Raw genomic sequence first — 24,418 nt, forward strand, 5'->3', positions numbered from 1 at the left:
ATCACCGGCGCAGCCGTCGGAGACCGCTGCGCGGTGTCACCGAGTGGGAGGCGGCGAGATGGCCGAGTTGGATCCGGACCTGCGTGGTTCGGTGGCGCCCGCTCCCCCCGACCCCGAGGGACTCCTCCGGCTGGTCGCCAAGGGTGACGAGGACGCGTTCCGCCGGCTGTACGACCTGGTCGCGCCCCGCGTGTACGGGCTCGCCCGGCGGGTGCTGCGCGACCCGGCCCAGGCCGAGGAGGTCGCCCAGGAGGTGCTCGTCGAGGTGTGGCGCACCGCCGCCCGGTTCGACACCGCCCGCGGTTCCGCCACCTCCTGGATCTTCACGATCGCGCACCGCCGTGCCGTCGACCGGGTCCGCTCGGAGCAGGCGTCCGCCGACCGGGCCGCGCGGGTCGGCGCCGCCTCCGCCGGCACCCCGTTCGACGAGGTGGTCGACGAGGCGATGACCCGGCTGGAGCAGCAGCAGGTGCGCCGCTGCCTGAAGGGCCTGACCGAGCTGCAGCGCGAGGCGATCACGCTGGCGTACTACGGCGGCAACTCGTACCGCGAGGTGTCGGAGCTGCTGGACACGGCGTTGCCGACGATCAAGACCCGGATGCGTGACGGTCTCATCCGGCTGCGTGACTGCCTGGGGGTGACGGCATGACGACCGCGGCGGACATCCACGCGCTCGCCGGCGCTTATGCGCTCGACGCGGTGGACGACATCGAGCGCGCCTCCTTCGACCGGCACCTGGCCGACTGCGACAGCTGCGCGACCGAGGTCGCCGAGCTGCGCGAGGCCGCGGCCCGGCTGGCCGACCCGACGTGGTCGGTGCCGCCGCCGCGGCTGCGCGACGACGTCATGGACCGGATCGCCCGCACCCGCCAGGTCGGCCCGGCCGTGCCGAAGCCCGGCCCGGACCCGGTGGTCGCGGTGTCGCGCTGGCGCCGCTTCGCGGCGGGCGCCGCGGCCGCGTCCATCTTCGCCGTCGGCACGGCGGCGGCCACGTGGGCCATCCAGGAGCAGCGGGTACGCGACGAGCGGGCGGTCGCCGCGGCGGCGCGCGCCGAGGCGTCCCGGATCCAGGCGATCCTGGCGGCCCCGGACGCGCAGACCCGTACGGTGCGCATGTCGGACGGCGGCCGGGTGACGATGACCATGTCGCCGACCCACAACGCCGGTGTGCTGACGGTGTCCGCGGCGGCCGCGCCGGCGTCGGATCACGCGTTCCAGCTGTGGCTGATCCGCGACGAGAAGGCGCTGCCCGGCACGGTGCTGCCCGCGGGGCAGGCCGCGTCCACGGTGGTCGTCGAGGGCCTGGCGGGCAACGCCGGCATCGGCGTGACCGAGGAGGTCGCGACCGGTTCGCAGACGCCGTCCGAGGTGCTGGCGAAACTTTCCCTGGTCTGAACCTGTCCGGCACCCGGACCGCTCCGAATTAAGGATGTAAGCCGCCAAACGGGCGTCTGCATCCGGAGGTTCGGTCATGGCCAGTCACACGGGGTCCGGCGTCGTCGCCGGTCACAAGCTCAACAGCCTCGTGGCCGTGGCCTTCGGCGCCGTCTTCGTGCTCGTCGGCCTCGCGGGGTTCTTCGTCTCGGGTGGACATCACCCGGCTGGCACCGAGGGCGGCGAGCTGGCCGGCCTCTTCCAGGTGAACGTCCTGCACAACGTCGTCCACCTGGCGGCCGGCGCCGCCATGGTCGCGGCCGCCATCGTGGGCAGCCGCCAGGCCAAGCGCGCCAACACCGTGATCGGCCTGCTCTACCTGCTGCTCTTCGTGGCCGGGCTGTTCCTCGTCGGGACACCGGCCAATGTCGTCGCGCTCAATGACGCCGACAACGTGCTGCACCTCGTGCTCGGGCTGGCGCTGACCGCCGCGGGCCTCGGGTTCGACCGGGACTGATCGCAGATTTATTCCGGCCGCACCCATCCGGCACCCAGTTCGCACCGAATCACTCCTGTCATCATCGTTCGAGAGGAATGTCCCATGCGTGCCACCAAACTGACGGCCATCGCCGCCGCCACGCTCTTCGCCTTCTCCGTCGCCGCCTGCGGTGGCGACGAGGCTGCCGACGACGCCGCCGCCCCGGCCGCGCCCGCCACCTCCATGGCCGCCCCCATGGCCAGCTCGGCCGCCCCGTCGATGACCGAGCCGTTCGGCGCCGCCTGCTCGGCCGTGCCCACCGACCCGTCGAACGCCGGCAGCTTCCAGGCCATGTCGGCCGTCCCGGTCGCCACCGCCGCCTCCGGCAACCCGCTGCTGTCCACGCTGGTCACCGCGGTCAAGAAGGCCAACCTGGTCGACGACCTCAACAACGCCCAGGCGCTGACCGTCTTCGCGCCCGTCAACGACGCGTTCGGCAAGGTGCCGAAGGCCGACCTCGACGCGCTGCTCGCCGACAACGCCGCCCTCACCAAGGTGCTGACCTACCACGTCGTGCCGGAGAAGCTCGACCCGATGAGCGTCGGCGGCACCCACAAGACCCTGCAGGGCACCGAGCTCGAGGTGACCGGCAGCGGCACCGACTGGAAGGTCAACGGCAACTCCATGGTCGTGTGCGGCAACGTGCAGACCGCCAACGCCACGGTGTACCTGGTCGACACCGTGCTGATGCCGAAGAGCTGACATGACCGACAGCCGCCGGCCCGGCCGCCTCGTCGCGGCCGGGCTCGGCGTCCTCGGCGTGGCTGCCGGGGTCGCCGTCGCCGAACTGGTGGCCGCCTCCTGGCGGCCCGCCGCCGGGCCCGTCGTCGCCGTCGGCGCCACGGTCATCGACGCCACGCCGACCCCCCTCAAGGAGTTCGCGGTCCGCACCGTCGGTTCCGCCGACAAGCCGCTGCTGCTCACCGGCATCGCCGTCCTGCTCACCGTCCTCGCGGCGGCCGCCGGGATCCTCGCCCGCCGGCACCGGCGCTACGCCTTGGCCGCGGGCGCCCTGCTCGGCCTCATCGGCGCTACCGCCGCGGTCACCCGGCCCACCGCGGGCTGGACCGACGCCGTACCGTCGCTCGCCGGCGGCGTGGTCGCCGCCGGCGCCCTGCTGCTCCTCCTGAACTCCCGCCCCGTCGCCGAGGCCGAGGCGGCGCCTGCCGGGTTCGACCGGCGCGCCTTCCTGGCCGCCGCCGTGGTCGTCGGCGCCGGCGCGGCCGGCGGCGGCGCGCTGCTGCTCCGGCGGCGCAGCGGCGGGGCGATCACCGCCGCCCGCCAGGCGATCGACCTGCCCGCCGCGGCCGACGCCGCGCCGCCGCTGCCCAACGGCGTCGGGCCCGGCTTCGTCACCGCCAACGCGGACTTCTACCGCGTCGACACCGCCCTCACGCTGCCCCGCATCGACGTGGACAGCTGGCGGCTCACCCTCGGCGGCATGGTCGACCAGCCCGCCACGTTCAGCTTCGCCGACCTGCTCGACCGCCCGCTGATCGAGCGGCACATCACGCTGAACTGCGTGTCCAACGAGGTCGGTGGCCCCTACGTCGGCACCGCGAAGTGGCTCGGCGTGCCGCTCGCGCCGCTGCTGCGCGAGGCCGGCGTGCGCCCCGGCGCCGACCAGCTCGTCGCCCGCTCCGTCGAGGGCATGAGCATCGGCACGCCCGTCGCCGCCCTGCTCGACGGCCGCGACGCCATGCTCGCCGTCGGCATGAACGGCGAGCCCCTGCCGATCACCAACGGCTTCCCCGTGCGCATGCTCACGCCCGGCCTGTACGGCTACGCCGGCTCCTGCAAGTGGCTCACCGAGCTGGAGCTGACCCGGTTCGCCGACGTCGACGTGTACTGGGTGCAGCGCGGCTGGGCCGCCGACGGGCCCGTCAAGACCGCGTCCCGGATCGACCGGCCGCTGCCGTTCGCCCAGCTCACCGCCGGGACCGTGCAGGTCATGGGCGTCGCCTGGGCCCAGACCCGCGGTATCCGGCGGGTCGAGGTGCAGGTGGACGGCGGCGCGTGGCAGCCCGCCGAGCTGCTGCCGGTGCCGTCCGTCGACACCTGGGTCCAGTGGCGCTTCGCCTGGCAGGCCACCGCCGGCCCGCACTCGCTGCGGGTGCGCGCCACCGACGCCCGCGACGACACGCAGACCGCCGACCGGGCCACCCCGTTCCCCGACGGCGCCACAGGTTGGCACACCGTCACCGTGACGGTCTCCTGACGCCTACGGCACGTCCGGGTTCACCGCGGGGGTGGACTCCGGCGCGCCGCCGGGCTCCTGGAACTCGGGGGAGTCCTCGTCCGGCCCGCCGCCGGTGATGAACGCCGACACGGTGGTGTCGTCGTCGACGGCGGCCGCCACCTCGGGCGACTCCTCCAGCGGCGGCTGCGGCAGCTCGCTCATGATTCCTCCACAGTGGATGGGCGCTACGGTGGGCGTCGTGCGTGCGAAGCAGAGGCCCACCTCTCTACCCGCCCGGCCCGTCAGGCATGCCCGGGCGGCCGGCCCGCAGACGGCGCTGCGCGATGCGGACAGCCCATGCGCGGAGCGGATCGACGCAGTGTGATCGTTCCCCTACATTTTTGGCAGCGCGTCGGCCGTTCGTTCATGCAATGGATGGTTACGCGTGTCCGGGCGGTCGCCGGTCTCGGCCCCACCGGACGGCCGGAACGGCGTTGGGCGCTGCAGGCGGCGGGTCCATCGCACGGGGCATGCAACGAGGTGGCGACATGAGCGATCTCTCGGACATGGAACGCGACGCACGGCAGGTCGCGCAGGCCCTGGCGAGCCTCAGCGCGTACGTGCGGCTGCACGGCGACTCCGGCGACGCCGCCCTGCGGATGCTCGCCGCGGAGGGCTCCGACGCGGCGGAACGGGTGCTCAGCTACCTGCGCGAGCTGCGCGGCTCCGGCGACGGCGAGGCCACCGCGTACCCCCAGCGCCTCGGCCCGTGGCGCGACTGGTGCCCGCCGCGCGGCCACGTCCTCGACAGCGTCGCGGCCCCCCAGCCGGCGGTCGCGAAGCGCCTGCGCGGCGACCCCGGCGAGTGACCCGGCGGCGCTCCCGCCTGCGGCTCAGCGGTCGGCGCGCAGCGACGCCGACGGGTGCACGCCGTACCGCACCCGGTAGGCCTGCGCGAACCGGCCCAGGTGCGTGAACCCCCAGCGGTGCGCGATCGCGGCGACCGTCGTGCACTGCGGGTCGGCGTGCAGCAGCGCCTCGTGGCTGCGGGCCAGCCGGACCTGCTGCAGGTAGCTCATCGGCGTCGCGCCCAGGTGCCGCCGGAACCCCTCCTGCAGCGACCGCACGCTCATCCCGCCCAGCTCCGCCAGCTCCCGCACCGTGAACGGCCGGTGCGGCTCCGCCTGGATCGCGTCCGCCACCCGCCGGATCGCCCGCGGCGGACCCGGCCGCACCGGGCGCGCCAGCGCGTCGGAGTACCGGTGCGGCACCGCCATCAGCAGCCCGGTGAGCACGCTGCGCCACAGCCGGTCCGCGATCAGCGGCTGGTAGATCAGCCCCGTGCCGTCCTGGCCCTCGTCGCGCAGCAGGCGCATCAGCTGCGCCCAGGTGCGCCCGGGCCCGCTCGACACGTCCATCGCCGCCGCCAGGTCGATCGTGCCCTGCACCCGCCGTTCGATCAGGGCCTCCAGCTCGTCCTCCAGAGCCCCCTGCTCGATCTTGACGTCGAGCTCGCTCATCCCGGCGGTGTGCAACGACTCCACCGGGTGCCCCGCCCGGAACACCGCCGCCGAGCGCGCCGGCAACGCCACCACCGACGTGTCGCTGTGCCGCGTCCACAACTCGCCGGCCAGCGGCAACGTCACGTGGTACCCCGCCACCGCCTCCGCGTCGAGCCGCGTCTCCGGCCCGAACGACAGCTGCCCCACGGTCAGCGGCCCCAGCCGCAGCACGCTGCTCGACATCCGGCACGGCCCCGCGTCCTCCGCCACGCCGATCTCCACCGGCGAGTAGAACCGCCGCAACATCTCGCTCGCCCGCGTGGCGTCGAGGTCCGCGAATCGGTGAAACGAGGGCTCCGCGCCGGCGACAGGACCCACGCGTGTTGTGCCGTCACGCATACGGGGAGTATTTTGCTTCGCACAGGACGTCGTCAACGTTTGTGGCACGAACTGACCGATAAGGCACAAGCGACGCGGATCGTCCAGCCTGGTGTCAGCCGCTCGGTTGGCGTAACTTGCTGACAAGCGGTAGTTGTATGGACGCGGTTACTGTCCGGCGCCCCTTCCGGCGTCACAGGCGCACCCCCACCGGGGCCGCGCAGTCCCCCCGCGGCTCGGTTCGGCGCCCTTCGGGCGGCGCCAGGAAGAGGGCAGTCGTGTATCTGCCGACCACCACGCGCCAACTGGCCGACGGCACCGTCGAGATCGCCCCGAGCGGCGAGATCGACCTGGACAACGCGCACGTGATGCGGGACGCGGTGAACGACGTCCTCACCCGCAGCACGCCACCGCGCATCAGCCTCGACCTGCAGCGCGTCATGCTGATCGACAGCATCGGCATCGGCATCCTGGTGGCCTGCTTCCACACGGCGGCGGCAAGCGGCGTGAAACTGGCCGTCACCCACCCCAGCCCCACGGTCTACCGCCAGCTCTGGGTCAGCGGCCTGGTAGGCCTCCTCGGCTGCGCCGAACCCCCCACCCCGTACACATCGGTAGCCCTCCGCGACTGACACCACCCGCCGGCCGCCGACTGACCAGCCGGCCACGCGAAGGTGTGCAAGGAGCGTGGCGACGCAGCCCACGAGCCGCCCGCGAGTCGGTTTTGCCGCGTTCGTGCCGGGAGCCTGAGGAGACGGCGGCGCAGCCGCTCGTCCCCGGAAGGCTCCCGGCACGAACACCAAGGCGGCAAAACCCCGCCGTAGCGAAGCGAAGGCCAGAGACTCAGCAGCGCAAAGGTCAAACCCCAGCCAAGGTGGGTTGTGGGACGGTCTGGGCGCGGCCACGTGGGGTTGTGGGGTGTTCTTGCTCGGCCACCTCGGGTTGTGGGGTGGTCTCAGCTCGGCCACGTCGGTTGTGGGGGCCTAAGCTCGGCGACCTGGGTCGTGGGGTCTCGGCTCGGCCACCTGGGGTTGGGGGGCCTCGGCTCGGCCACCTGAGGGGTTCGGGGTGGTCCCAGCTTGACCACGGGGGTTGTGGGGTGGTCGGGCCACCTGGGTCGGCGTGGGTCTCGCTTGGCCACGTCGGGTGGGGAGGGGTCGTAGCTGTCACCCCCGGCCGTGGCAGCTGTAGCTCCGACACCCGCGGAGGTCGTGGCGCTGCCATTCCGGGTTCAGGGATGGCACGGCTCAGCAGGCTGTGGTGACGGGCTGTGCCGTAGTCCAGCCGCTCAGGGTTCCGGGCCGCGTGGCCCCGCCACCAGGTCCCGGGTGGTAGTGGCTCGGCCACGAGAAGTAGCGGGTTGCGTGGTCAGATGGCAGGCGGAGCTGCGCGGGAACCGGCCGAGGAGGTCCCGCCCGCACCAAGAGGCAGCCCGATACACCCCCATCGCTGACCGAAAGTGCCAACCTCCACCCCGCCGGTGATGTCCGGAGTCCCCGCACTCCGTCACTACGGACATCCCACCCCGACCGACCACCGCGACCCGGGAAACCGCCGGCCCGGCGCAGGGAAACAAGCACTGACCAGCCCGGACCCCGCCCACGGAACACCACTGACCACGACAACCCGGCAAGAAAATCGGGCCGGCTTTGAAACCTGAAGACTCGGCCGAATGGCAGAGGAGGGACCGTCGTTCGGCAGACGCGCGGGGGTGCGTGTGCTTGCCACACTCAGCGCCGTGATCGACAGCGGTGGCGGGGGACGGGGCGGCATGGGGGCGATGGTGGCCGGTGTGCCGACCCGGGACGACGTGGAGCGGGCCGGGGTCTGGCTGGCGGGGCGGGTGGTGCGGACGCCGGTTCTGCGGTCGCCGGTGATCGATGCGGCGGCGGGGGTGCCGGTGCTGTTGAAGGCCGAGAGTCTGCAGCGCAGCGGCTCGTACAAGGTGCGCGGGGCGTTGCGGGCGGTGAGCCGGGTCGCCGAGGGCGGTGCGCATCCGGGGGTGGTGTGCCAGAGCACCGGCAACCATGCGCTGGCGGTGGCGATGGCGGCCCGGGATCACGGGCTGGGGGCCACGGTGGTGCTGCCGGCGGATGCGCCGGCGGGCAAGGTGGCGAAGGCGCGGGAGTACGGGGCCCGGGTGGTGCTGGGGGGCGCCACCGCCGAGGAGCGGCACGTTGTCGTCGACGAGGTGCGGGACCGGCTGGGGTATGCGGTCGTGGACGCGTACGACCATCCGGACGTGGTGGCCGGGCAGGGCACGGCGAGTCTGGAGTTGCTGGCGGACGCGGACGTCGACGCGCTGGTGGTGCCGGTCGGCGGGGGCGGGGGTGTCGCCGGGGCGTGCCTGGCCGCGGAGGGGCGCGGCGTCGACGTGTACGGGGTGGAGCCGGTCGGGTGTGATTCGCTCGCGCGCAGCCTGGAGGCGGGGCGGCGCACGGTGGTGGTGCCCGGGGTGACGCTGGCCGACGGGTTGCGGCCGTCGTGTGTGGGGCGGTTGCCGTTCGAGGTGGTCCGGGACCGGCTCGCCGGGGTGGTGCGGGTGGGCGACGACGCCATCGCGGCCGCGTTCCGGATGCTGTTGTTGCACGCCAAGCTGCTCGTGGAGCCGTCGGGCGCGGCCGGTCTGGCCGGTGCGCTGTCGGTGGCGGCCTCGGGCCGGTACCGCTCGGTCGGCGTGGTGCTGACCGGCGGGAACGTCGAGCCGGGCGTGGTCGCCCGGCTGTTGTCGGGTGTCGACCTGGAGGTTGCCGCGTCATGAGAAGGACCCGCGTCGCCGTGCTGTTCGGCGGCCCCTCGGCCGAGCACGACGTTTCGTGCGCCTCTGCGCTCGGGGTGGTGCGCGCCCTCACGGGGGACGCGTACGAGCCGGTCGCGGTGGGGATCAACCGGGACGGGCGGTTCCGGCTGGTGCCGGGTGACGTGCTGGAGAAGCTGCGCGACCAGCCGCCGCCGCCCCGGGCGATCGACGACCGGCTGGAGGTGACCGGCGCGGACGTGGAGCTGCGGGCGGGCGCCGAGCGGGGCCGGGCCGTATTCTGCGCGCCGGGCAGCGCCGAGGTGCTGGCCGAGGTGGACGTGGTGTTCCCGGTGCTGCACGGCCCGTTCGGGGAGGACGGGGTGATCCAGGGTGTGCTGGAGAGCGTCGGCGTGCCGTACGTGGGGTGTGGGATCGCCGCGTCGGCGGTGGGTATGGACAAGGTCGCCATGAAGCGCGCGTTCCTCGCCGACGGGGTGCCGGTCACCCCGCACGTGTGGCTGGACGTGGCGCAGTGGGAGGCCGCGGCGGGGAACGCGGAGCCGCTGGTGGCGGGGCTGGCGCGGCCGCTGTTCGTGAAGCCGGCCAACATGGGCTCGTCGATCGGCATCTCCCGGGTGGCGGACGGCGACGACCTGGCGGCGGCGCTGGACCTGGCGTTCCGGTACGACTCCGCGGTGATCGTGGAGCAGGGCGTGACGGGCCGCGAGATCGAGTGCTCGGTGCTGGGCGGGCTGCGCCCGGAGGCGTCCCCGGTGGGGGAGGTGACCGTGGCGAACGGCTGGTTCGACTACGAGCAGAAGTACTTCGGCGACAGCGACCCGATGATCGTCCCGGCGGTGCTGCCGGAGGACGTGGAGCGGCGGGTGCGGGAGCTGAGCGTGGCGGCGTTCCGGGCGGTCGGCGGCTGGGGCCTGGCCCGGGTCGACTTCCTGTACGACGAGGCGGCGGGGCGGTTGTACGTCAACGAGCTGAACACGATGCCGGGGTTCACCGCGCACTCCATGTACCCGAAGGTGTGGGCGGTGGCGGGGCTGGGTTACGTGCAGCTGGTCGACCGGCTGGTGGGGCTGGCGTTCGAGCGGCAGGAGCTGCGCGCGGGCAGGACCCGGTGATCCTGCTGTCCGACCCGCGGGTCGCCGCGGTGCCGTCGGCCGACGACGGCGACCCGCTGGTGGACCTGCGGGACGTGCCGGAGCTGCTGCTGGACGGCCGGGCCGCGGACCCGGCCGGCACGTACGCGCTGCTGCGCGCGGCCGTGGTGGAGCGGCTGATCGCGGCGCAGGCGACGCTGCCGGTGGGGGTGCGGCTGCTGGTGGTGGAGGGGTACCGGCCGGTGGCGGCGCAGGAGGCCATCGTGGCCGCGTACCGGGCGGAGCTGCGGGCGGCGCATCCGGAGTGGACGGACGCGCGGCTGGCGGTGGAGACGAGCAAGTTCGTGTCGCCGGTCGAGGTGATGCCGCACGGCACCGGCGGCGCCGTGGACCTGACGTTGTGCACGACGGACGGGGTGGAGCTGGACCTGGGCACGCCGGTCGACGCGACGCCCGAGGCCAGCGGCGACGCCTGCTTCTTCGCGGCGCCGGGCATCAGCGCGGCGGCGCGGGCCAACCGGCGGCTGCTGGCCGACGCGCTGGGCGGGGCGGGCCTGGTGAACTACCCGACGGAGTGGTGGCACTGGTCGTACGGCGACCGGTACTGGGCGTTGCTCACGGGTGCGCCGGCGACCCGGTACGGGCCGGTGCGCCCGGCCGCCGACGCGATCCGCTAGGAGGGCGCGCCGACCCGTTCCCGCGGCGTGGCGGGGGCGGCGGCGCGCTCGACGAGGGCCCCGAACGCCAGGCCGAGGGTGGCCCACACGGCGAGCTGGGTGCCGAGCGACGACAGCCGGAACTCCCACATCACCAGGGCGGGGAACCCGTCCGGCACCGACTCGACCGACGGCAGCAGCATCAGCACCGCGCCGACGAACAGCACGTACGCGCCGACGGCGGCGAGGGTGGCGTTCCAGTCGCCGAGGCGGGCCCGCAGCGACCGGCCGAGGCTGACCGCGACGATCGCGGCGCCGACGGCGATGACGATCATCAGCAGGTGCAGGACCGTGCGCTGGTCGAGAGTGGCCGGGTCGCCGGTGGCGGGCGGGTTGGCCGGGTACTTCAGGAACGGCACCAGCGCGGTGGTGACGAAGCCGCCGAGGCCGACCAGCGCCGCGGTGGCCCGCGGCGAGAAGCGCCCGATCCGGCCGTACGCGATGGCGAACGCGATGCCGAAGAAGCCGCCGATGGCCAGCCCGTACACGATCGTGGCGGTGGCCAGGCCGACGGTGCTCTGCACGGCGCGGCTGACCAGTTCGTCGCCGTGGTCGTGCCCGCCGGCGGTGGCCGACTCGAAGTCGATGGCGGCCTGCACCGGGCCGGACCCGAACACGCTGGCGACCAGGAACGCGACGACGCCGGCGACGGCGCCGACGAGCATGCCCTTGACGAGCAGCGAGCGGACCGTCATGGCCGGGGCGCCGCTCAGTGGCACGGGAAGCCGAGCAGGTGCCGGCCGTCGTGCACGAACTCGTGCACGGTCTCGCCGGCGATGACGCTGAGCACACCCTGCTCGGCGCCCACGAAGTAGAGCAGCACCACGCCGAGCACGCTCGCGAAGGCGAGCCAGGGGGCCAGGGTGCGCCACGGGATGGCGACGGGAACCGGTGCGACGGCCGGTGCGGAGACAGTCGGGTGCGTCATGTGGACCTCCTCGGGATCACGCGTCCCAGTGCGGTGGCCGTGACGGTCGGAGGGTCTGACTCCCGGCGCTGGTCCGGTTACAGTGGCGCGACCGTGCCGGGCTCTCACCGGCTTCCGTCCAACCGTCACGCTGTACGCGGGACGCTACGGTTGCCCTCGATCCCGTGTCAACCGGCGTCACAGGGGGTGACGTGCGCCTCGTCCTGATCTCCCACGCCGCGACGGCCGCCGTCCGCGCGGCGGCGTTCCCGCGCGACGAGCCCCTCGACGCGGGTGGCCAGGCGGACGCGGCGGCGCTGGCGGGCGCGTCGTTCGGCCGGCTGCACCGGGTGCTGACGTCGCCGGCGCGCAGCTGCCGGGCCACCGCCACGGCGCTCCGGCTGACGGCCGAGGTGGAGCCGGCGCTGCGCGACGCGGACCCGGGCCGCTGGGCGGGCCGCGCCCTCGACGAGGTGGCCGCGGCGGAGCCGGACGCGGTGTCGGCGTGGGTGACGGACCCGGCGGTGGCGCCGCCGGGCGGCGAGTCGGTGGCGCAGGTGCGGGCCCGGGTGACGGCGTGGGCGGCCGGGCTGCCGGAGTCGTCGGGCGGCACGCTCGCGGTCACCCATCCGGCGGTGATCCGGGTGCTGGTGCTGGCGGCGCTGGACGCGCCGGACACGGGCTTCTGGCGCCTGGACGTGCCGCCGCTGACCCGGACGGTGCTGCGCGGCCACGGCGACCGCTGGACGGTCCGCGCGGTCGCGGCGCCGATCTAGCGCACCACGTCGCGGGCCAGCGCCACGAAGGCGGCGACGGTGGGGTGCCCGGGCGGCTCGCGCCACGCCAGCAGCACGGTCACCGGCGGCGCGTCGGTGAGCGGCACGTACGCGACGGCGGGGTTCGGGTACGTCTCGGCGGTGGCCGTGGTGGTGACGCCGACGGCCCGGCCCGCCGCGATCGCCGACAGCCAGTCGTCGGTGTTGGCGACGGCGACGGTGGACACCGGCCGGGCGGCGCGCGGCCACAGGTCGAGGGTGGTGCTGCCGGAGACGGGGTTGACGGCGAGCGGGTCGCCGATCAGGTCGGCCAGCCGCAGCGCCGGCGCGGCGGCGAGCCGGTGGTCGGCGGGCACCACGGCCAGCCGGTCCTCGGTGGTCAGCGGCTCCACGGTGATGCCGGGGCCGCCGAGCGGGCTGCGCAGCACCGCCACGTCCACCCGGCCCTGGGCGAGCCCGGCGCTGCGGTCGTCGATGCGCAGCAGTTCCAGCGGCACCTGCGGGTGCGCCTCGCGCCAGCGGCGCAGCAGCGCGGTGGTGCGCGCGCCCAGCGCCGACCAGGCGTGCCCGACCCGCAGCGGCCAGGTGCCCAGCCGGGCCGGGTCGAGCGCCTCGTCGGCGGCCGCCACCGCCAGGTACGCCCGGGCCCGGAACACGTGTCCCGGCTCGGTCAGCGCCAGGTGGTGGGTGGACCGGTCGACGAGCCGGGCGCCGAGGTGGCGTTCGAGCTGGGCGAGCGTGCGGGACAGGGCGGGCTGCGTCAGGTGCAGGCGGGCCGCGGCCCGGGTGAGGCTGCCCTCCTCGGCGATGGCGAGGAAGGCCCGCAGGTGGCGCAGCTCGATGGTCATGCGTGGCGAGCATAACCGCGGCGGAACCGGCATTTCCGGGTTCGGCCGCGACTGCCTAGCGTCGCAGGGGTGACCGCCACGACGACCGCGCCCGTGACCGCCCCGCCCGGCCGCCCGCGGACCAGCCTCAGCGGCGTGGGGCTCGTGCTGGCCGCCGGATTCTCGGTGCACTCGGGCTCGGCGGTGGCGGCGTCGCTGTTCCCGCAGGCCGGGGTGTGGCCGGTCGTGGCGATGCGGCTGACGTTCGGGGCGGTGCTGCTGCTGGCGGTCTGCCGGCCGGCGATCCGGGGCCGCAGCCGCGCCGACTGGGGCGTCGTGGTGGCGTTCGGCGCCGTGCTGGCCGGCATGAACACGATCTTCTACGCGGCGATCGAGCGGATCCCGCTCGGCGCGGCCGTGACGCTGGAGGTGCTGGGCCCGCTGGTGCTGTCGGTGGTGGCGGCGCGGCGGGCGTCGGCGTGGCTGTGGGCGGTGCTGGCGCTGGGCGGGGTGCTGCTGCTCGGCCAGAGCGGCTTCGACCGGCTGGAGCCCCTGGGCGCGGCGCTCGCGCTGGTGGCGGGCGCGTTCTGGGCCGGCTACATCGTGCTGAGCGCCCGGGCCGGCAGCCGGTTCCCGAAGGCGGACGGGCTCGCCCTGGCGATGGTGGTGGCTTCCGTGCTGACGCTGCCGCTGGGCGTCGCCGGGGCCGGCACGGCGCTGCTGGAGCCGCCGGTGCTGGCGCTCGGCCTGACCGTGGCGCTGCTGTCGTCGGTGCTGCCGTACACGTTGGAGCTGATCGCGCTGCGGCAGCTGCCGACGGCGACGTTCGCCGTCCTGATGAGCCTCGGCCCGGCGATCGCGGCGGGCGCCGGCCTGGTGATCCTCGGCCAGGCGCTGACCTGGTCGGAGCTGGCCGCCGTCGGGCTGGTCGTGGTGGCCAGCATCGGCGCGGTCCGGTCGGGTGGGCGGCGCGTGGCCGCGTAGGCGATCATGGCGCGATGGCGAGGGTCGCGTTCATCACGCGCGGGCACGGGTTCGGCCACGCCGCCCGCGACCTGCTGGTCGTCGAGGCGATGCGGCGCGCCGACCCGGGGCTCGACCTGCACCTGGCGGCGTCCGGCACCGGCGCCGAGTACTACCGGCGGCGCGGCGTCGCCTTCACCGACCTGGGCATCCCGGACGAGCGCGACACGGGCGAGGCGGCCGGGCGGGCGGTGTTCGCCCACCTGACCGGCCTGCCCCGCCCCGACCTGGTGGTCGTCGACGAGGTGATGTGGGCGCTGCCCATCTGCCGGCGGGTGCTGCGCACGCCCTGCGTGCTGCTCACCGACTGGTTCTACGGCGAGATCGGGCTCCCCGCGCTCGACCGCACGATGAACCAGGCCACCGAGATCGTCGTCACCGACTTCCCCGACGCGCACCCGCTGCCGCCGGACATCACCGTGCCGGTCACGTTCAGCGGCCCGATCGTGGCGCCGCTCGACCTGCCGCGCGCCGACGCCCGCGCCGCGCTCGGGCTGGACGCGGCGGCGTTCACCGGGGTGCTGACCCTCGGCGGGATGCCGGACCGGCCGGACGCCCGCGCGATCGCGGACCTGGTGGCCGCGGCCTGGCGGGCGCACGCCGCCCCCGGCGACCGGCTGGTGGTGCTCGCGGACGGCGACGGCGACGACCGGGTGACCTACGCCGGGGTCAGCGACGAGCCGGAGCGCTGGTTCCGGGCCGCCGACGTGGTGCTCGCCGACGCCGCCGGGTTCACCGTGTGCGAGCTGACCCGGCACGGCGTGCCGACGGTGGCCGTGCGCACCGGGCGGCTCAGCGCCGGGGTGCACGCCCGGCTCGGCGTGCTCGAACGGGCCGGCCTGGTGTCCACCCTGGACGCGGGCGACAGCCCGGCCGCGCTGTGGGCCGGCGTGACCGCCGCCGTCCGCGCGGAGCCGCCCGCCGCCGGCGCCCTGGCGTGGGGGGACGCGGACGCCGTCGCCGCCCGCTGCCTACGGCTCCTGCAGGCCTGACCGGCAGCGTTCCAGGAACATCAGCGCCGTCGGGAACGGCGCCGGCACCCACGCGTCGTCGCGGCCCGTCGTCGCGCTGGGCCCCGGCCGGGGCGGCACGATCGCCACGTTCGGCCGCTCCTTGAGCAGCGCCACGTGCCGCCGCACCGCGGGCGACTCCCACCCGCCCGGCGGCAGCGCCGGGGCCAGCACCACCGGCGCGGTCGTGCACTGCAGCGCCAGCAGGGCGGGGGAGTCGCCCAGGCCGTTGGCGAGGCGGCCCAGCAGGTGCAGCGTCGCCGGGAACACCGCCATCCCGTCGGCCCACCGCTCCCACTCGAGGTGCCGGGCGCCGCCGCCCTCGGGCCACTCGTCGGTGTGCACCTCGCCGTGCGACAGCGCCGCCAGCGCCTCGGCGGAGACGAAGCGCCGGGCGGTGCGGGTCAGCACGATCCGGGTCTCCAGCTCCGGGTACGCGGTGCGCAGCCACGTGACCCAGAACGGCAGGAACGCCACGTTGAGGGCGCCGGCGCCGATCAGCAGCAGCCGGCGTACCCCCAGCTCGGGGGCCTCAGCCACGGCGCACCCGCCAGGCGTACTCGACCCCGAGCAGGTCGTCGTCGAGCAGCCGGCCGCCGAGCGTGCGGTCGAGCGGGCCGAGCTGCGAGGCGTAGCAGGACACCGCCGCGCGCTTGCGGGCCAGCTCGCCGCCGGTCAGGGTGCGCACCACCGGCTCCGGGTCGGCCGAGGGCACCCGGCGGGCGAACCACGACGCCAGGTCCTCACCGGACCGGGTCAGGTAGACGTGGTACGGGTACTCCGCGTACAGCCACACCGACGGCACCGCCGCGCGGGCCAGCGCCGCGAACGCCGCGCTACGCACGGTGGCGTGGTCGGGGTTGCCGTAGACCGCCGCCGGCACCCACACCTCGGCCGCGCCGGCCGTCAGATCGGCCAGCCCGGCGGTGAGCGCTGCGACGTCCAGCGGCTCGTCACGGTGGTGCTGCTCGGCGAAACCGAGGTGCCGGGCGGTGGCGCCGGCGAGCGCCGCGGCCGCCTCGTCCTCGGCCCGGCGGGCCGCCATCAGGTCGCGGGACGATGACGCTCCGCAGTCGGCGTCCCAGGCGGACAGCACGCCCGGGCGGGCCGGCGAGGCCGTGAAGACCGTCGCCGCGACGCCGCCGGCCAGCGCGCCGAAGCAGGACAGCGCCACGTCGTCCAGATGCGGTGAGAGCAGCACTTTCGCGCCTGGTTCGACTGTCATCACACCCCCGCTCGGTCGATGCGTTCCCTACCATACGTGAGAATCTTGACATGTATGGTCACCAATGGTTCGGTCTTATGCGGCGCGCTCGATAATTCCGCAGCGTGATCGCCGCACCGGTCCCTACCCTCCAGGGAGACACCATGCCCGAGCAGCACGCAACGCTGGACCTCGACGCCCAGGACGTCACCGACGCCTCCTGGGAGGACCTGGTCCAGACGATGATGGAGGACGAGCTGGACGCCGTCACCATCCAGGCCGGCACCATCTGCGGGTGCTCCTGCGCCTCCTGCTCCTGCGCCAGCTGCACGAGCTGCGGCTGCTGAGACGGCGGCCAGCGGACCGCCCGGCCGCCGCCCGCCGGCGACCGGGCGGCAGCCCCGTCCGGACCCTCCCCATGACCGACGCCACCCGCGCCCCGCGCCCGCCGTCCACCCTGGACCGCCTGGTCTCCCCGGTGGGCGTCGTCGGCGGCCTGCGCCGCGCCACCGCCCCCCGCGGGCTCGACCGGCTCGGCGTCTGGGTCGGCTCCGCCGGCAGCGGCCGCCCCGGCCACGCCGGCCACCGGCAGCCCGAGCTGGGCAGCGCCCGCGTCCTCGACGACCCCGACCTGGCCCGCGTCGTCGCCGTCGCCGAGACCACCGAGCGGTACGCGGGCCGCAACCTCGCCCACCGCCCGGTCACCGCCCGCGCCGCCGACCTGCCCGGCGCCGTCCTCGACATGGGCCGCGTCGCCCGCTGCTCGGCCCGCGAGCACGCCCACCCGCGGTGCCCGCTGACGCCGTACGACCCGGACGCCCCGATCCGCTGGGTGCCCGGCACCGACCTGCACACCGGCGCGCGCGTCCACGTCCCCGCCGTCATGGCCAGCTACGGCGTGCGCCCCGGGCCCGGCGAGCGGTTCTGGTACCAGATCTCCACCGGCACCGCCGTGCACACCGACCCGATCCGGGCGCTCACCGGCGCGCTGCTGGAGGTGATCGAGCGCGACCTGATCGCCGTGCTGTGGCTGCAACGCCTGCCCGTGCCCGCCCTGCACCCGCGGCACCACACCGAACGCGTCGCCCACCTGCTCGACCGGGCCGCGCGCCGCTGGCTCACCACCCACCTGTTCGACGCCACCGGCGACCTCGGCGTCCCCACCGTCTACGCGCTGCAGACCGCCCCGCACGACCCCCGCGCGCACCGCGTCGTCGGCTGCGGCACCGGCCCGGACCTGGGCGCCGCCGCCGAGAGCGCGCTGCTGGAGATGGCCACGCTGCGCGAGGCGTTCCACGCCGACGAGCGCGCCCCCGAGCGCCCGGAGGACTTCCGCTCCGTCATGCACGGCGCCATGCACATGGCCGACCCGGCGCGCGCCGCCGCGTTCGACTTCCTGCTGACGCCGCGCCCGGCCGCCGACCACGACCCCCGGCTGCCCGCCGACCCCGCCGAGCTGCTGCGCCACCTGCTGGGGCTGCTGCGCGAGCGGGACATGCCGGCCGTCGTCGTCGACCACACGTCGCGCGAGCTCGTGGCCGCCGGGCTCACCGGCCTGACCGTCGTCGTGCCCGACCTCATGCCGATGTCGCTGCACCCGCTCGCCCGCTACCTGGCCCACCCCCGCCTGTACGACGCGCCGCGCCGCATGGGCCACCGCGTGCTGCCCGAGGCGGAGGTGAACCCGTGGCCGCAGCCCTTCGCCTGATCGCCGCCGGCGCGTTCGGCGAGCGCGTCGCCGACCTGCTCGACCGCCCCGGCGCCACCCGCGGCGACGAGCCCGGCGGCGACGTCACCGTGGCCGCGCTGTGGCGCCCGGCGCCCGCCCGGCTCGCCGCCGTCGACGACGCCGCCGCCCGGCTCGGCGTGCCGTGGCTGCCCGTCGTGGCCGAGCACCCGCGCATCGTCGTCGGCCCGTACGTCGCCCCCGGCGGGCCCTGCCACGGCTGCTACGCGGCCCGCCGCGCCCAGCACGCCGCGCCCGGCTCCGTCACCGCCGAGCTGCACGCCGCGTACGACGCCGACCCGGCCCTCGGCCCGGCCGGCTTCCTGCCCGCGCACGCCCGCGGCGCGGCCGGCCTGGCCGCGGCCGCCCTGCGCGCCGCCGACCCCGGCCGGGTCACCGTCTGGCACCCCGGCACCGGCGCGGTCGCCACCCACCACGTCGCCGGCGTGCACGGCTGCGCCCGCTGCGACCGCACCGGGGCGCCCGCCACCGTCGCCGCCGCCCTGGCCGGCTTCCTGCCCGCGGCGGTGCGCTGATGCCCGCTCTGCGTCGCGGCCTCGCCGCCGCCGTCACCGCCCGGGGGCTCGTCGTCGAGGGCGGCCCGGCCCGGCAGCTGCTCACCGGCGCGGCCGCCACCACCGTCCTGCCCGGCCTACTGCCCCTGCTCGACGGCCGCGACCCCGCCGCCGTGGCCGCCGCCGCGGGCCTGACCGAGGCGCAGGTGGCCCAGGCGCTCGACCTGCTGGCCCGGCGCGACCTGCTCGCCCCGCCGCAGCCCGCGGCCCCGGAACCCGCCGCGGCGTGGCTGGCCCGCACGGCCACCGCCGGCACGGCCGCCCGCCTCGCCGCCGCCCGGGTGGCGGTCGCGGGGGACGGGCCGCTCGTCGCCGCGCTGCGGGACGACCTGACCGCCTCGGGCGTCGCGCTCACCGCGGACGCGACCCTTGTGGTCGATCTCGGCGGCGGCGCCGCGCCCCGGGTGCCCCGGGCGGGCGGCGCGGTGCTGCCGGTCGCGGTCACCGCCACGACCGTCCGGATCGGACCGCTGCTGGACGGGCCGGGGTCGGCGTGCGCCGGCTGCGCGGCCGCACCCGCCGCGCCCGCCGGCGCAGGCCCGGACCTCGTCGACCTCGCCGCCGGCGCCGGCCCGGACCTCGTCGACCTGGCCGCCGGGCTGGCCGGGGCCGAGGTGCTGGCGCTCGTCGCCGGCGTCGGGCACGTCACCACCTGGCGCACCCGGGTCGTGCACGACGCCGTCGCCGGCACCGCCGAGCGGGAGACCGTGCTGCCGCGGCCCGGGTGCCCGCACTGCACGCTCGCCGCCGACAGCGACGCCGCCCGCGCCGAGTGGCTGGCGCAGCCGCCCCCGCCCGGCCTGGCCCCCGCCCGGCGGTCCGCGGAGGCCGGCGGCGCCGACGTGCGCGACCGGGCGCTGCGCAAGCGCCACCACGACCACGCCGCCGCGCCGCGCGTCGCCGACGACCCGCACCTGCCGCTGCTGGCCGCCGTGGCGGGGGAGAGCGTCGACGCGTACCTGCTCACCGACCGGCGGGTGGCCCGCTACGACGACCTGCGCGGCGACCTGATCAGCACCCGCGCCGACGCGCCGCCGCTGGCGGACGTCCTGGCCGGCACCGACCTGCCCGCCGGCACCGCCGCCGTGCTGGTGCTGGTGGCGGCGGCGGGGCGGCTGTACGGGCGGCACGACCTGGCGGCGTTCCGGCTGGCGCTGCTCGACGCGGGCGCGGCGGCGCACCGGGCCGCCGCCCACCCGGTCGGGGTGACCGCCGCCGGGCGCTGGACCGGCGCGGTGGGCGAGCTGCTGGAGCTGCGGCCGGAGCACGAGGTCGTGGCGGCCGTGCTGGGCCTGGGCGGGCCGCGGTGAACCCCGCCGACCTGTACCGCCGCCTGATGGCCGCCCAGCGCGACGGCCACGACGGCCACGACCGCCCGGTGCCGCCGCTGACGGTGCGCCGCGCGGACACCGGCATCGCCGACGTCTACGTCGTCGACGGCCCGCTCGACGTCGACGCCGGCACGTACGCGCGGCTGCTGGTCGCGGCGGGCGCGGTCGCCGAGTCGCTGCGGGCAGCGGCGGGGCCGGGCGCCCGGGTCGAGCCGGCGCCGGACGGGCTGGTCCGCGTGGTGGTCGATCGTGCCTGAGACCGTCACGCGGGTGAAGCTCAGCGCCGCGATCATGACCCACCCGGCGCGGCTGGACCGGGCGCGGGCGCTGCGCGACCGGCACCCCGAGCACCGGTTCCGCATCGTCGTCGACCCGCACCCGGAGCAGGGCCCGTCAGCGCTGCGCACCGCCCGGCTGGCGTGGGCGGCGGCGGACCCGTGCGCCACCCACCACATGGTCGTGCAGGACGACGCGGTGCTCGGCGACCCGGACAGCATCGAGGCGGCCGTGCGGCAGCGGCCCACCGACGCGCTGTCGCTGTTCACCGAGTGGGGGTCGGCGACGTCGTTCGCGGTGCGGCTCGCCGCGCTGGCCGGGGTGCCGTGGGCGGAGACCGTCGACCACTACACGCCGACGGTGGCGGCGGTGCTGCCCGCCGCGGTCGCCCGCGGCTTCGCCGAGTATCCGGCGACGGTGCCGCAGGACGACGTGGCGCTGCGCACGTACCTGCTGCGCGAGGGCGTCTCCGGCTACGTCCCGGTGCCGGGCCTGGCCGACCACGACCCCGGCGTCAGCCTGACCGGCAACGACGTCATGGGCGCCCGGCGCGCCGCCTGCCACCTGCCCGGGGCGGCCGGTCCGGACGGGCGCACCGCGTTCAGCCCGGCGGTGCTGCCGTTCTTCTCCTGGGTGGAGGGCCGCGCGCTGTGCAACGTGCGGGAGGACCCGGCCGGCGCCGCGTGGCGCCGCGAGCTGCCCGCCTGGTACTTCGCCCACCGCGGGCTCGACGCCGCCGAGGTCGCCGAGCGGGGCAAGGCGGCGGTGCGCCCGCACGCCGGCGGGCCGGTCGCGCCGATCCTGCTGTACGGGCTGTGGGTCACCGCCTGCCAGTTCGGCGTGGAGCTGGCCCGCATCGGCGTCACCCCCGACCCGGCCGCGCCGGCCGCCCGCGAGGCGCTGCGCACCCTGCCGTGGGGGGTGCTGCGCCGCTTCGCCCCCGACGCGGACCTGCGCGCCGCCGAGCCGGCCGTCCGCGACCTGCTGCTCGACGGCCTGCGCTACGGCGGCGCGCCGTGATCGCGCTGATCGCCACCGAGGGCATCGAGTTCCGGGCGCCCGACGAGACCACGCTCAGCGTGCGCCGGCTCGGCGGCCCGCCCGCCACGCTGCCCGGGCTCGCCCCGCAGACCGTGCGGATGCTCGCCGCCACCGACGACGGCCCGGTCGCGCTGGCCGAGTTCGCGCTGGGCGGCGACGAGCTGCGCGCCACCACCCTGCGGCTGGCCCGGGCCGGGCTGGTCCGCGTCGCCTGCTTCGACGCGCACGGCGAGGAGCTGCTGCGCGGCACCCTCACCGGCGCGCTCGCCGAGCTGCGCTGGGAGGCGGCGCCCGGGCCGGGCGCGGTGCGGCTGACCCGGTTCGCGGTGCTGCGTCGCGACGGCGACGAGCTGGTGGCCGAGGCCCCGCTCGCGGGCGCCCGGGTGACCGTACTCGACCCGCGCGGCGCCGCCGTGCTGACCGAGCTGTGCCGGGCGCGCACCGCCCACGAGCTGCGCAAGGCGCTGCCGCACATCGACCCGGCCGCCGTCGACGACGTGCTGCGGCTGCTGCTCGCGCTGGGCCTCGCCGCGCCCGCGGACGACGACGGGTTGCTGCCGGAGGACCGGTCGCCCGAGCTGCGCCAGCGGGAGCTGCCGGACGTGCTGCTGCACGCCGCGTCCCGCTCGGGCCTGACGGACCGGCCGGTCGGCGGGACGTACCCGTTCCGCGACGAGCTGCCGCCGCCGCCCGCCCTGAAGCCGGTGGCCGGGCCGGCGATCGCGCTGCCCCGGCCCGACGTGGCCGCGCTGCGCGCAGCCGGGCCGACGCTGGCCGCCGCGATGGAGGACCGGCGCAGCGTGCGCGCGTTCGGCCGGGTGCCGATGACCGTGGCCCAGCTCGGCGAGTTCCTGTTCCGCACCGCCCGGGTCCGGGCCGTCCACCCGCCCGGGGACGCGCTGCCGTACGAGACGACCGACCGCCCGTACCCGTCCGGCGGCGGCGCGTACGACCTGGAGCTGTACGTGACGGCGCTGCGCTGCGACGGCCTCGCCCCCGGCATGTACCACTACGACCCGGCCGGGCACGCGCTGCGGCTGGTCTCCGGCGACGCGAAGCACGTCGTGGGGATGCTGGCCGCCGCCCAGCGCGCCGCGGGCGGCGAGTCCGCGCCGCAGGTGCTGGTCACCATGGCCGCCCGGTTCGCCCGGACGGCGTGGAAGTACCGGGGCATCGCGTACGCCCTGACCCTGAAGAACGTCGGCGCCCTGTCCGCCACCATGCAGCTCGCGGCGACCGCGATGGGGCTCGGCGGCTGCCCGATCGGCGTGGGCGACGCCGCGCTGTTCGCCACCGCCACCGGGCTCGACCCGGCGGCGGAGTCCTCGGTCGGCGAGTTCCTGGTGGGGAGTGCGGAGTGACGCGGCTGCTGGTGGTGTGCCACCCGGAGGACGTGGTCACCGAGTTCCTGTCGGTGCTGGCCGACCCGGCCCCGCTGCGCCTCGCCGTGGTCGCCGACGGCACCGTGGTGGACCTGCCGCCCGGCGGCCTGGACGCCCGCCTGCCGTGCGTCGTGGAGCTGATGGGGCGCGCGACCGGTGACGAGCCGACGGCCGGTCACGTGCCGGCCGGCGGCAACGGTCCGGTGTGGACGCACTGCCCCGCCGACGAGCGGCTCGACCGGGCGAAGGTCGGCGTGTGGGCGGCGCAGGGCCGGGCCGTGACCCGGTGCAGCACCGGCGTCTGCCCGCACCTGAGGTTCGTCGCCGACCACCTCACCGGGCTGACCCGCGCCCAGGTCGCCGCGAAGCTCGACGTGCTCGGCGCGCACGCCGCCCCGCTGGTCGAGCGCGCGGGCGGCCCGCGCGGCATCGGCATCGCGGCGGTCGCCGACGTCGAACGCTACGTCGACACCACGCCCGCGCAGGCGGCCCGGCTGTTCGCGCTGCGCCACGACTGGCACCCCGACGTGGACCTCGGCGCGGAGCCGTGGGACTTCGCCGCGTCGCCGTACGAGCGGGGACGGCTGCGCGCCACCGCCGGCTGGGTCGCCCGGCACGCCCGCGCGGGCGCGCGTCTGGCCGAGCTGGGCTCCTGCGAGGGGGCGCTCACCGAGCTGCTGCTGGCCGACGGGTTCACGGTGGACGCCTTCGAGCCGGTGGCCGCGTTCGCCGACCGGTTCGCCGCCCGCGCGCACGCCACCTGGCCCGGCCGGGTCACCACCGGCACCGCGACGATCGCCGAGCTGGCCGCGGCGGGCGGGCCGCGCGCCGACGCGTACCTGCTGATCGAGATGTTGAACTACGTCGCGGACCCGGCGGTGTGCGACGGCCTGGCCACCGACGTGCTGTTCATCGCGATGTCGCCGTTCGCGGTGCGCACCCGCGTGGTGCCGTGGCTGCGGGACAACCCGGTGTGGGCGGCGGTGGAGGTCACGCCGCTCGCCGCGCCCCGGTTCGAGCTGGTCTGCGACGGCCTGGCGTACCACCGCAAGCTCGGCAGCGCCGGCGTGCTGGCGCGGCGGCGCCGGTGAGGGTGCTGTTCCTGCCGGGCGGCGACGGCGACGCGACGACGTTCGACGCGCTGCTCGCCCACCTGCCCCGGGTGGACGCCGTGGTGCACGACCGCCGCCGCGCCGGCGACCTGCCGCTGACGGCGCACACCGACGAGGTGGCGGCGACGCTCACCGGCGGGCCCGCCACGGTGGTCGCCACCAGCATGGGCGCGCTGATCGGGCTGGACCTGCTGGCCCGGTACCCGGACCGGGTCGGGCTGCTGGTGGCGCACGAGCCGCCCGCCGTGGACCTGCTGCCGCCGGCCGAGCGCGCCGACGCCCTGGCCCGGCAGGAGGCGGTGGTGGCCACGTACGCCGCGCACGGCGCCGACGCCGGGATGCGCACCCTGCTGACCGACATCGGCGTGGACCTGTCCGACCGCGAGCCGGACGCGGCCCTGCCGAAGCTGACCGCCGCCCGGCTGCGCAACCTCGACCACCTGCTGCGGTACGACGTCACCGCGGCCGGCCGGCACCGCCTCGACCCGGCGGCGCTGGCGCCGGTGGCGGAGCGCATCGTCGCGGCCGGGGGCGAGCGGTCGGGCGGCGCCTACCCGTACCGCTGCGCCGTCGCCCTGGCCGAGCGCCTCGACCTGCCGTTCGTGCTGTTCCCGGGCGGGCACACCGGCTACGCCACGCACCCGCGGGCGTTCGCCGGGACGCTGCTCGAGGTGCTGCTGCAGGCGTGA

Annotated in this window: 29 protein-coding genes; 22 read left to right on the top strand and 7 right to left on the bottom strand. The window is 76.3% G+C overall.

Annotated features, from left to right (window positions below; genetic code table 11):
• Positions 1–58 precede the first annotated feature (58 nt).
• From Sya03_RS02555 to Sya03_RS02575, 5 genes are all read left to right on the top strand, one after another.
• A complete protein-coding gene (locus Sya03_RS02555) occupies positions 59–649 on the top strand; it encodes a sigma-70 family RNA polymerase sigma factor (RefSeq protein WP_203936492.1) in 591 nt (196 codons plus the stop codon).
• On the top strand, positions 646–1,395 hold the full coding sequence (locus Sya03_RS02560; protein WP_203936493.1) for an anti-sigma factor: 750 nt from the start codon (positions 646–648) through the stop codon (positions 1,393–1,395). The genes Sya03_RS02555 and Sya03_RS02560 overlap by 4 nt, the downstream gene beginning before the upstream one ends.
• Positions 1,396–1,471: 76 nt before the next feature.
• Positions 1,472–1,891 carry a DUF4383 domain-containing protein gene (locus Sya03_RS02565; RefSeq protein WP_203936494.1) on the top strand — a complete coding sequence of 140 codons (420 nt, stop codon included), beginning with the start codon at positions 1,472–1,474 and terminating at the stop codon, positions 1,889–1,891.
• Between the two features lie 84 nt (positions 1,892–1,975).
• Positions 1,976–2,614: a fasciclin domain-containing protein gene (locus Sya03_RS02570; protein WP_203936495.1), complete on the top strand. Its 639-nt coding sequence runs from the start codon at positions 1,976–1,978 to the stop codon at positions 2,612–2,614.
• A 1-nt stretch (position 2,615) separates the two neighbouring features.
• Positions 2,616–4,130, top strand: a complete 1,515-nt coding sequence (locus Sya03_RS02575; RefSeq protein WP_203936496.1) for a molybdopterin-dependent oxidoreductase — start codon at positions 2,616–2,618, stop codon at positions 4,128–4,130.
• 3 nt (positions 4,131–4,133) lie between these two features.
• Here Sya03_RS02575 and Sya03_RS02580 read toward each other — a convergent pair whose 3' ends face one another.
• Positions 4,134–4,313, bottom strand: a complete 180-nt coding sequence (locus Sya03_RS02580) for a hypothetical protein (protein ID WP_203936497.1) — start codon at positions 4,311–4,313, stop codon at positions 4,134–4,136.
• A 326-nt stretch (positions 4,314–4,639) separates the two neighbouring features.
• On the opposite strand from Sya03_RS02580, the gene Sya03_RS02585 reads away from it, so the two are divergent.
• Positions 4,640–4,960, top strand: coding sequence for a hypothetical protein (locus Sya03_RS02585; RefSeq protein WP_203936498.1), 321 nt, complete (start codon positions 4,640–4,642; stop codon positions 4,958–4,960).
• 24 nt (positions 4,961–4,984) lie between these two features.
• Here Sya03_RS02585 and Sya03_RS02590 read toward each other — a convergent pair whose 3' ends face one another.
• Positions 4,985–5,899, bottom strand: a complete 915-nt coding sequence (locus Sya03_RS02590; RefSeq protein WP_239107071.1) for an AraC family transcriptional regulator — start codon at positions 5,897–5,899, stop codon at positions 4,985–4,987.
• Positions 5,900–6,249: 350 nt separating this feature from the next.
• On the opposite strand from Sya03_RS02590, the gene Sya03_RS02595 reads away from it, so the two are divergent.
• The 4 genes from Sya03_RS02595 to Sya03_RS02610 all read left to right on the top strand — a co-directional run bounded on the left by Sya03_RS02595 (position 6,250) and on the right by Sya03_RS02610 (position 10,500).
• Positions 6,250–6,603 (top strand): STAS domain-containing protein, encoded by a 354-nt coding sequence (locus Sya03_RS02595; RefSeq protein ID WP_239107072.1) that lies wholly within the window; start codon positions 6,250–6,252, stop codon positions 6,601–6,603.
• A gap of 1,106 nt (positions 6,604–7,709) precedes the next feature.
• Entirely contained in the window at positions 7,710–8,732 is a 1,023-nt protein-coding gene (locus tag Sya03_RS02600; protein WP_275411420.1) for a threonine ammonia-lyase, read from the top strand.
• The gene (locus Sya03_RS02605) at positions 8,729–9,844 is read left to right on the top strand and encodes a D-alanine--D-alanine ligase family protein (RefSeq protein ID WP_203936502.1); all 1,116 of its coding nucleotides are present in this window, start codon (positions 8,729–8,731) and stop codon (positions 9,842–9,844) included. The genes Sya03_RS02600 and Sya03_RS02605 overlap by 4 nt, the downstream gene beginning before the upstream one ends.
• Complete coding sequence (locus tag Sya03_RS02610) at positions 9,841–10,500, top strand: M15 family metallopeptidase (protein ID WP_203936503.1); 660 nt, start codon at positions 9,841–9,843, stop codon at positions 10,498–10,500. The genes Sya03_RS02605 and Sya03_RS02610 overlap by 4 nt, the downstream gene beginning before the upstream one ends.
• On the opposite strand, the gene Sya03_RS02615 is transcribed toward Sya03_RS02610, so the two are convergent.
• Together Sya03_RS02615 and Sya03_RS02620 are read right to left on the bottom strand one after the other, a co-directional pair.
• Positions 10,497–11,234 (bottom strand): CbtA family protein, encoded by a 738-nt coding sequence (locus Sya03_RS02615; RefSeq protein WP_203936504.1) that lies wholly within the window; start codon positions 11,232–11,234, stop codon positions 10,497–10,499. The genes Sya03_RS02610 and Sya03_RS02615 overlap by 4 nt on opposite strands.
• 14 nt (positions 11,235–11,248) lie before the next feature.
• Positions 11,249–11,467: a CbtB domain-containing protein gene (locus Sya03_RS02620; RefSeq protein WP_203936505.1), complete on the bottom strand. Its 219-nt coding sequence runs from the start codon at positions 11,465–11,467 to the stop codon at positions 11,249–11,251.
• A 191-nt stretch (positions 11,468–11,658) separates the two neighbouring features.
• On the opposite strand from Sya03_RS02620, the gene Sya03_RS02625 reads away from it, so the two are divergent.
• Positions 11,659–12,222 (top strand): histidine phosphatase family protein, encoded by a 564-nt coding sequence (locus tag Sya03_RS02625; protein ID WP_203936506.1) that lies wholly within the window; start codon positions 11,659–11,661, stop codon positions 12,220–12,222.
• Here Sya03_RS02625 and Sya03_RS02630 read toward each other — a convergent pair.
• The gene (locus tag Sya03_RS02630) at positions 12,219–13,070 is read right to left on the bottom strand and encodes a LysR family transcriptional regulator (RefSeq protein WP_203936507.1); all 852 of its coding nucleotides are present in this window, start codon (positions 13,068–13,070) and stop codon (positions 12,219–12,221) included. The two genes, Sya03_RS02625 and Sya03_RS02630, sit on opposite strands and share 4 nt — an antisense overlap.
• A gap of 69 nt (positions 13,071–13,139) precedes the next feature.
• Here Sya03_RS02630 and Sya03_RS02635 point away from each other — a divergent pair, with 69 nt between their 5' ends.
• Positions 13,140–14,033, top strand: a complete 894-nt coding sequence (locus Sya03_RS02635) for an EamA family transporter (RefSeq protein WP_239107073.1) — start codon at positions 13,140–13,142, stop codon at positions 14,031–14,033.
• A gap of 14 nt (positions 14,034–14,047) precedes the next feature.
• Positions 14,048–15,064 carry a hypothetical protein gene (locus tag Sya03_RS02640; RefSeq protein WP_203936508.1) on the top strand — a complete coding sequence of 339 codons (1,017 nt, stop codon included), beginning with the start codon at positions 14,048–14,050 and terminating at the stop codon, positions 15,062–15,064.
• Here the strand turns inward: Sya03_RS02640 and Sya03_RS02645 are convergent.
• Positions 15,044–15,622, bottom strand: a complete 579-nt coding sequence (locus Sya03_RS02645; RefSeq protein WP_203936509.1) for a flavoprotein — start codon at positions 15,620–15,622, stop codon at positions 15,044–15,046. The genes Sya03_RS02640 and Sya03_RS02645 overlap by 21 nt on opposite strands.
• Positions 15,615–16,283 carry a PIG-L deacetylase family protein gene (locus tag Sya03_RS02650; protein WP_203936510.1) on the bottom strand — a complete coding sequence of 223 codons (669 nt, stop codon included), beginning with the start codon at positions 16,281–16,283 and terminating at the stop codon, positions 15,615–15,617. The genes Sya03_RS02645 and Sya03_RS02650 overlap by 8 nt, the downstream gene beginning before the upstream one ends.
• A gap of 167 nt (positions 16,284–16,450) precedes the next feature.
• Between Sya03_RS02650 and Sya03_RS02655 the strand changes: the two genes are divergently transcribed.
• From Sya03_RS02655 to Sya03_RS02695, 9 genes are all read left to right on the top strand, one after another.
• Positions 16,451–16,633: a hypothetical protein gene (locus Sya03_RS02655; RefSeq protein ID WP_203936511.1), complete on the top strand. Its 183-nt coding sequence runs from the start codon at positions 16,451–16,453 to the stop codon at positions 16,631–16,633.
• Positions 16,634–16,704: 71 nt separating this feature from the next.
• The gene (locus Sya03_RS02660) at positions 16,705–17,994 is read left to right on the top strand and encodes a YcaO-like family protein (protein WP_203936512.1); all 1,290 of its coding nucleotides are present in this window, start codon (positions 16,705–16,707) and stop codon (positions 17,992–17,994) included.
• Positions 17,973–18,548 (top strand): TOMM precursor leader peptide-binding protein, encoded by a 576-nt coding sequence (locus tag Sya03_RS02665; RefSeq protein WP_203936513.1) that lies wholly within the window; start codon positions 17,973–17,975, stop codon positions 18,546–18,548. Before Sya03_RS02660 ends, Sya03_RS02665 begins: the two co-directional genes overlap by 22 nt.
• Complete coding sequence (locus tag Sya03_RS02670) at positions 18,548–19,897, top strand: hypothetical protein (RefSeq protein ID WP_203936514.1); 1,350 nt, start codon at positions 18,548–18,550, stop codon at positions 19,895–19,897. Before Sya03_RS02665 ends, Sya03_RS02670 begins: the two co-directional genes overlap by 1 nt.
• Positions 19,894–20,175: a hypothetical protein gene (locus Sya03_RS02675; protein ID WP_203936515.1), complete on the top strand. Its 282-nt coding sequence runs from the start codon at positions 19,894–19,896 to the stop codon at positions 20,173–20,175. The genes Sya03_RS02670 and Sya03_RS02675 overlap by 4 nt, the downstream gene beginning before the upstream one ends.
• On the top strand, positions 20,168–21,214 hold the full coding sequence (locus tag Sya03_RS02680) for a hypothetical protein (RefSeq protein ID WP_203936516.1): 1,047 nt from the start codon (positions 20,168–20,170) through the stop codon (positions 21,212–21,214). The genes Sya03_RS02675 and Sya03_RS02680 overlap by 8 nt, the downstream gene beginning before the upstream one ends.
• Positions 21,211–22,596, top strand: a complete 1,386-nt coding sequence (locus Sya03_RS02685) for a SagB family peptide dehydrogenase (protein ID WP_203936517.1) — start codon at positions 21,211–21,213, stop codon at positions 22,594–22,596. Before Sya03_RS02680 ends, Sya03_RS02685 begins: the two co-directional genes overlap by 4 nt.
• Positions 22,593–23,708: a hypothetical protein gene (locus tag Sya03_RS02690; protein ID WP_203936518.1), complete on the top strand. Its 1,116-nt coding sequence runs from the start codon at positions 22,593–22,595 to the stop codon at positions 23,706–23,708. The genes Sya03_RS02685 and Sya03_RS02690 overlap by 4 nt, the downstream gene beginning before the upstream one ends.
• Positions 23,705–24,418: an alpha/beta fold hydrolase gene (locus Sya03_RS02695; protein WP_203936519.1), complete on the top strand. Its 714-nt coding sequence runs from the start codon at positions 23,705–23,707 to the stop codon at positions 24,416–24,418. Before Sya03_RS02690 ends, Sya03_RS02695 begins: the two co-directional genes overlap by 4 nt.

It is taken from the genome of Spirilliplanes yamanashiensis (genome assembly GCF_016863475.1).
Classification (GTDB): Bacteria; Actinomycetota; Actinomycetes; order Mycobacteriales; family Micromonosporaceae; genus Spirilliplanes; species Spirilliplanes yamanashiensis.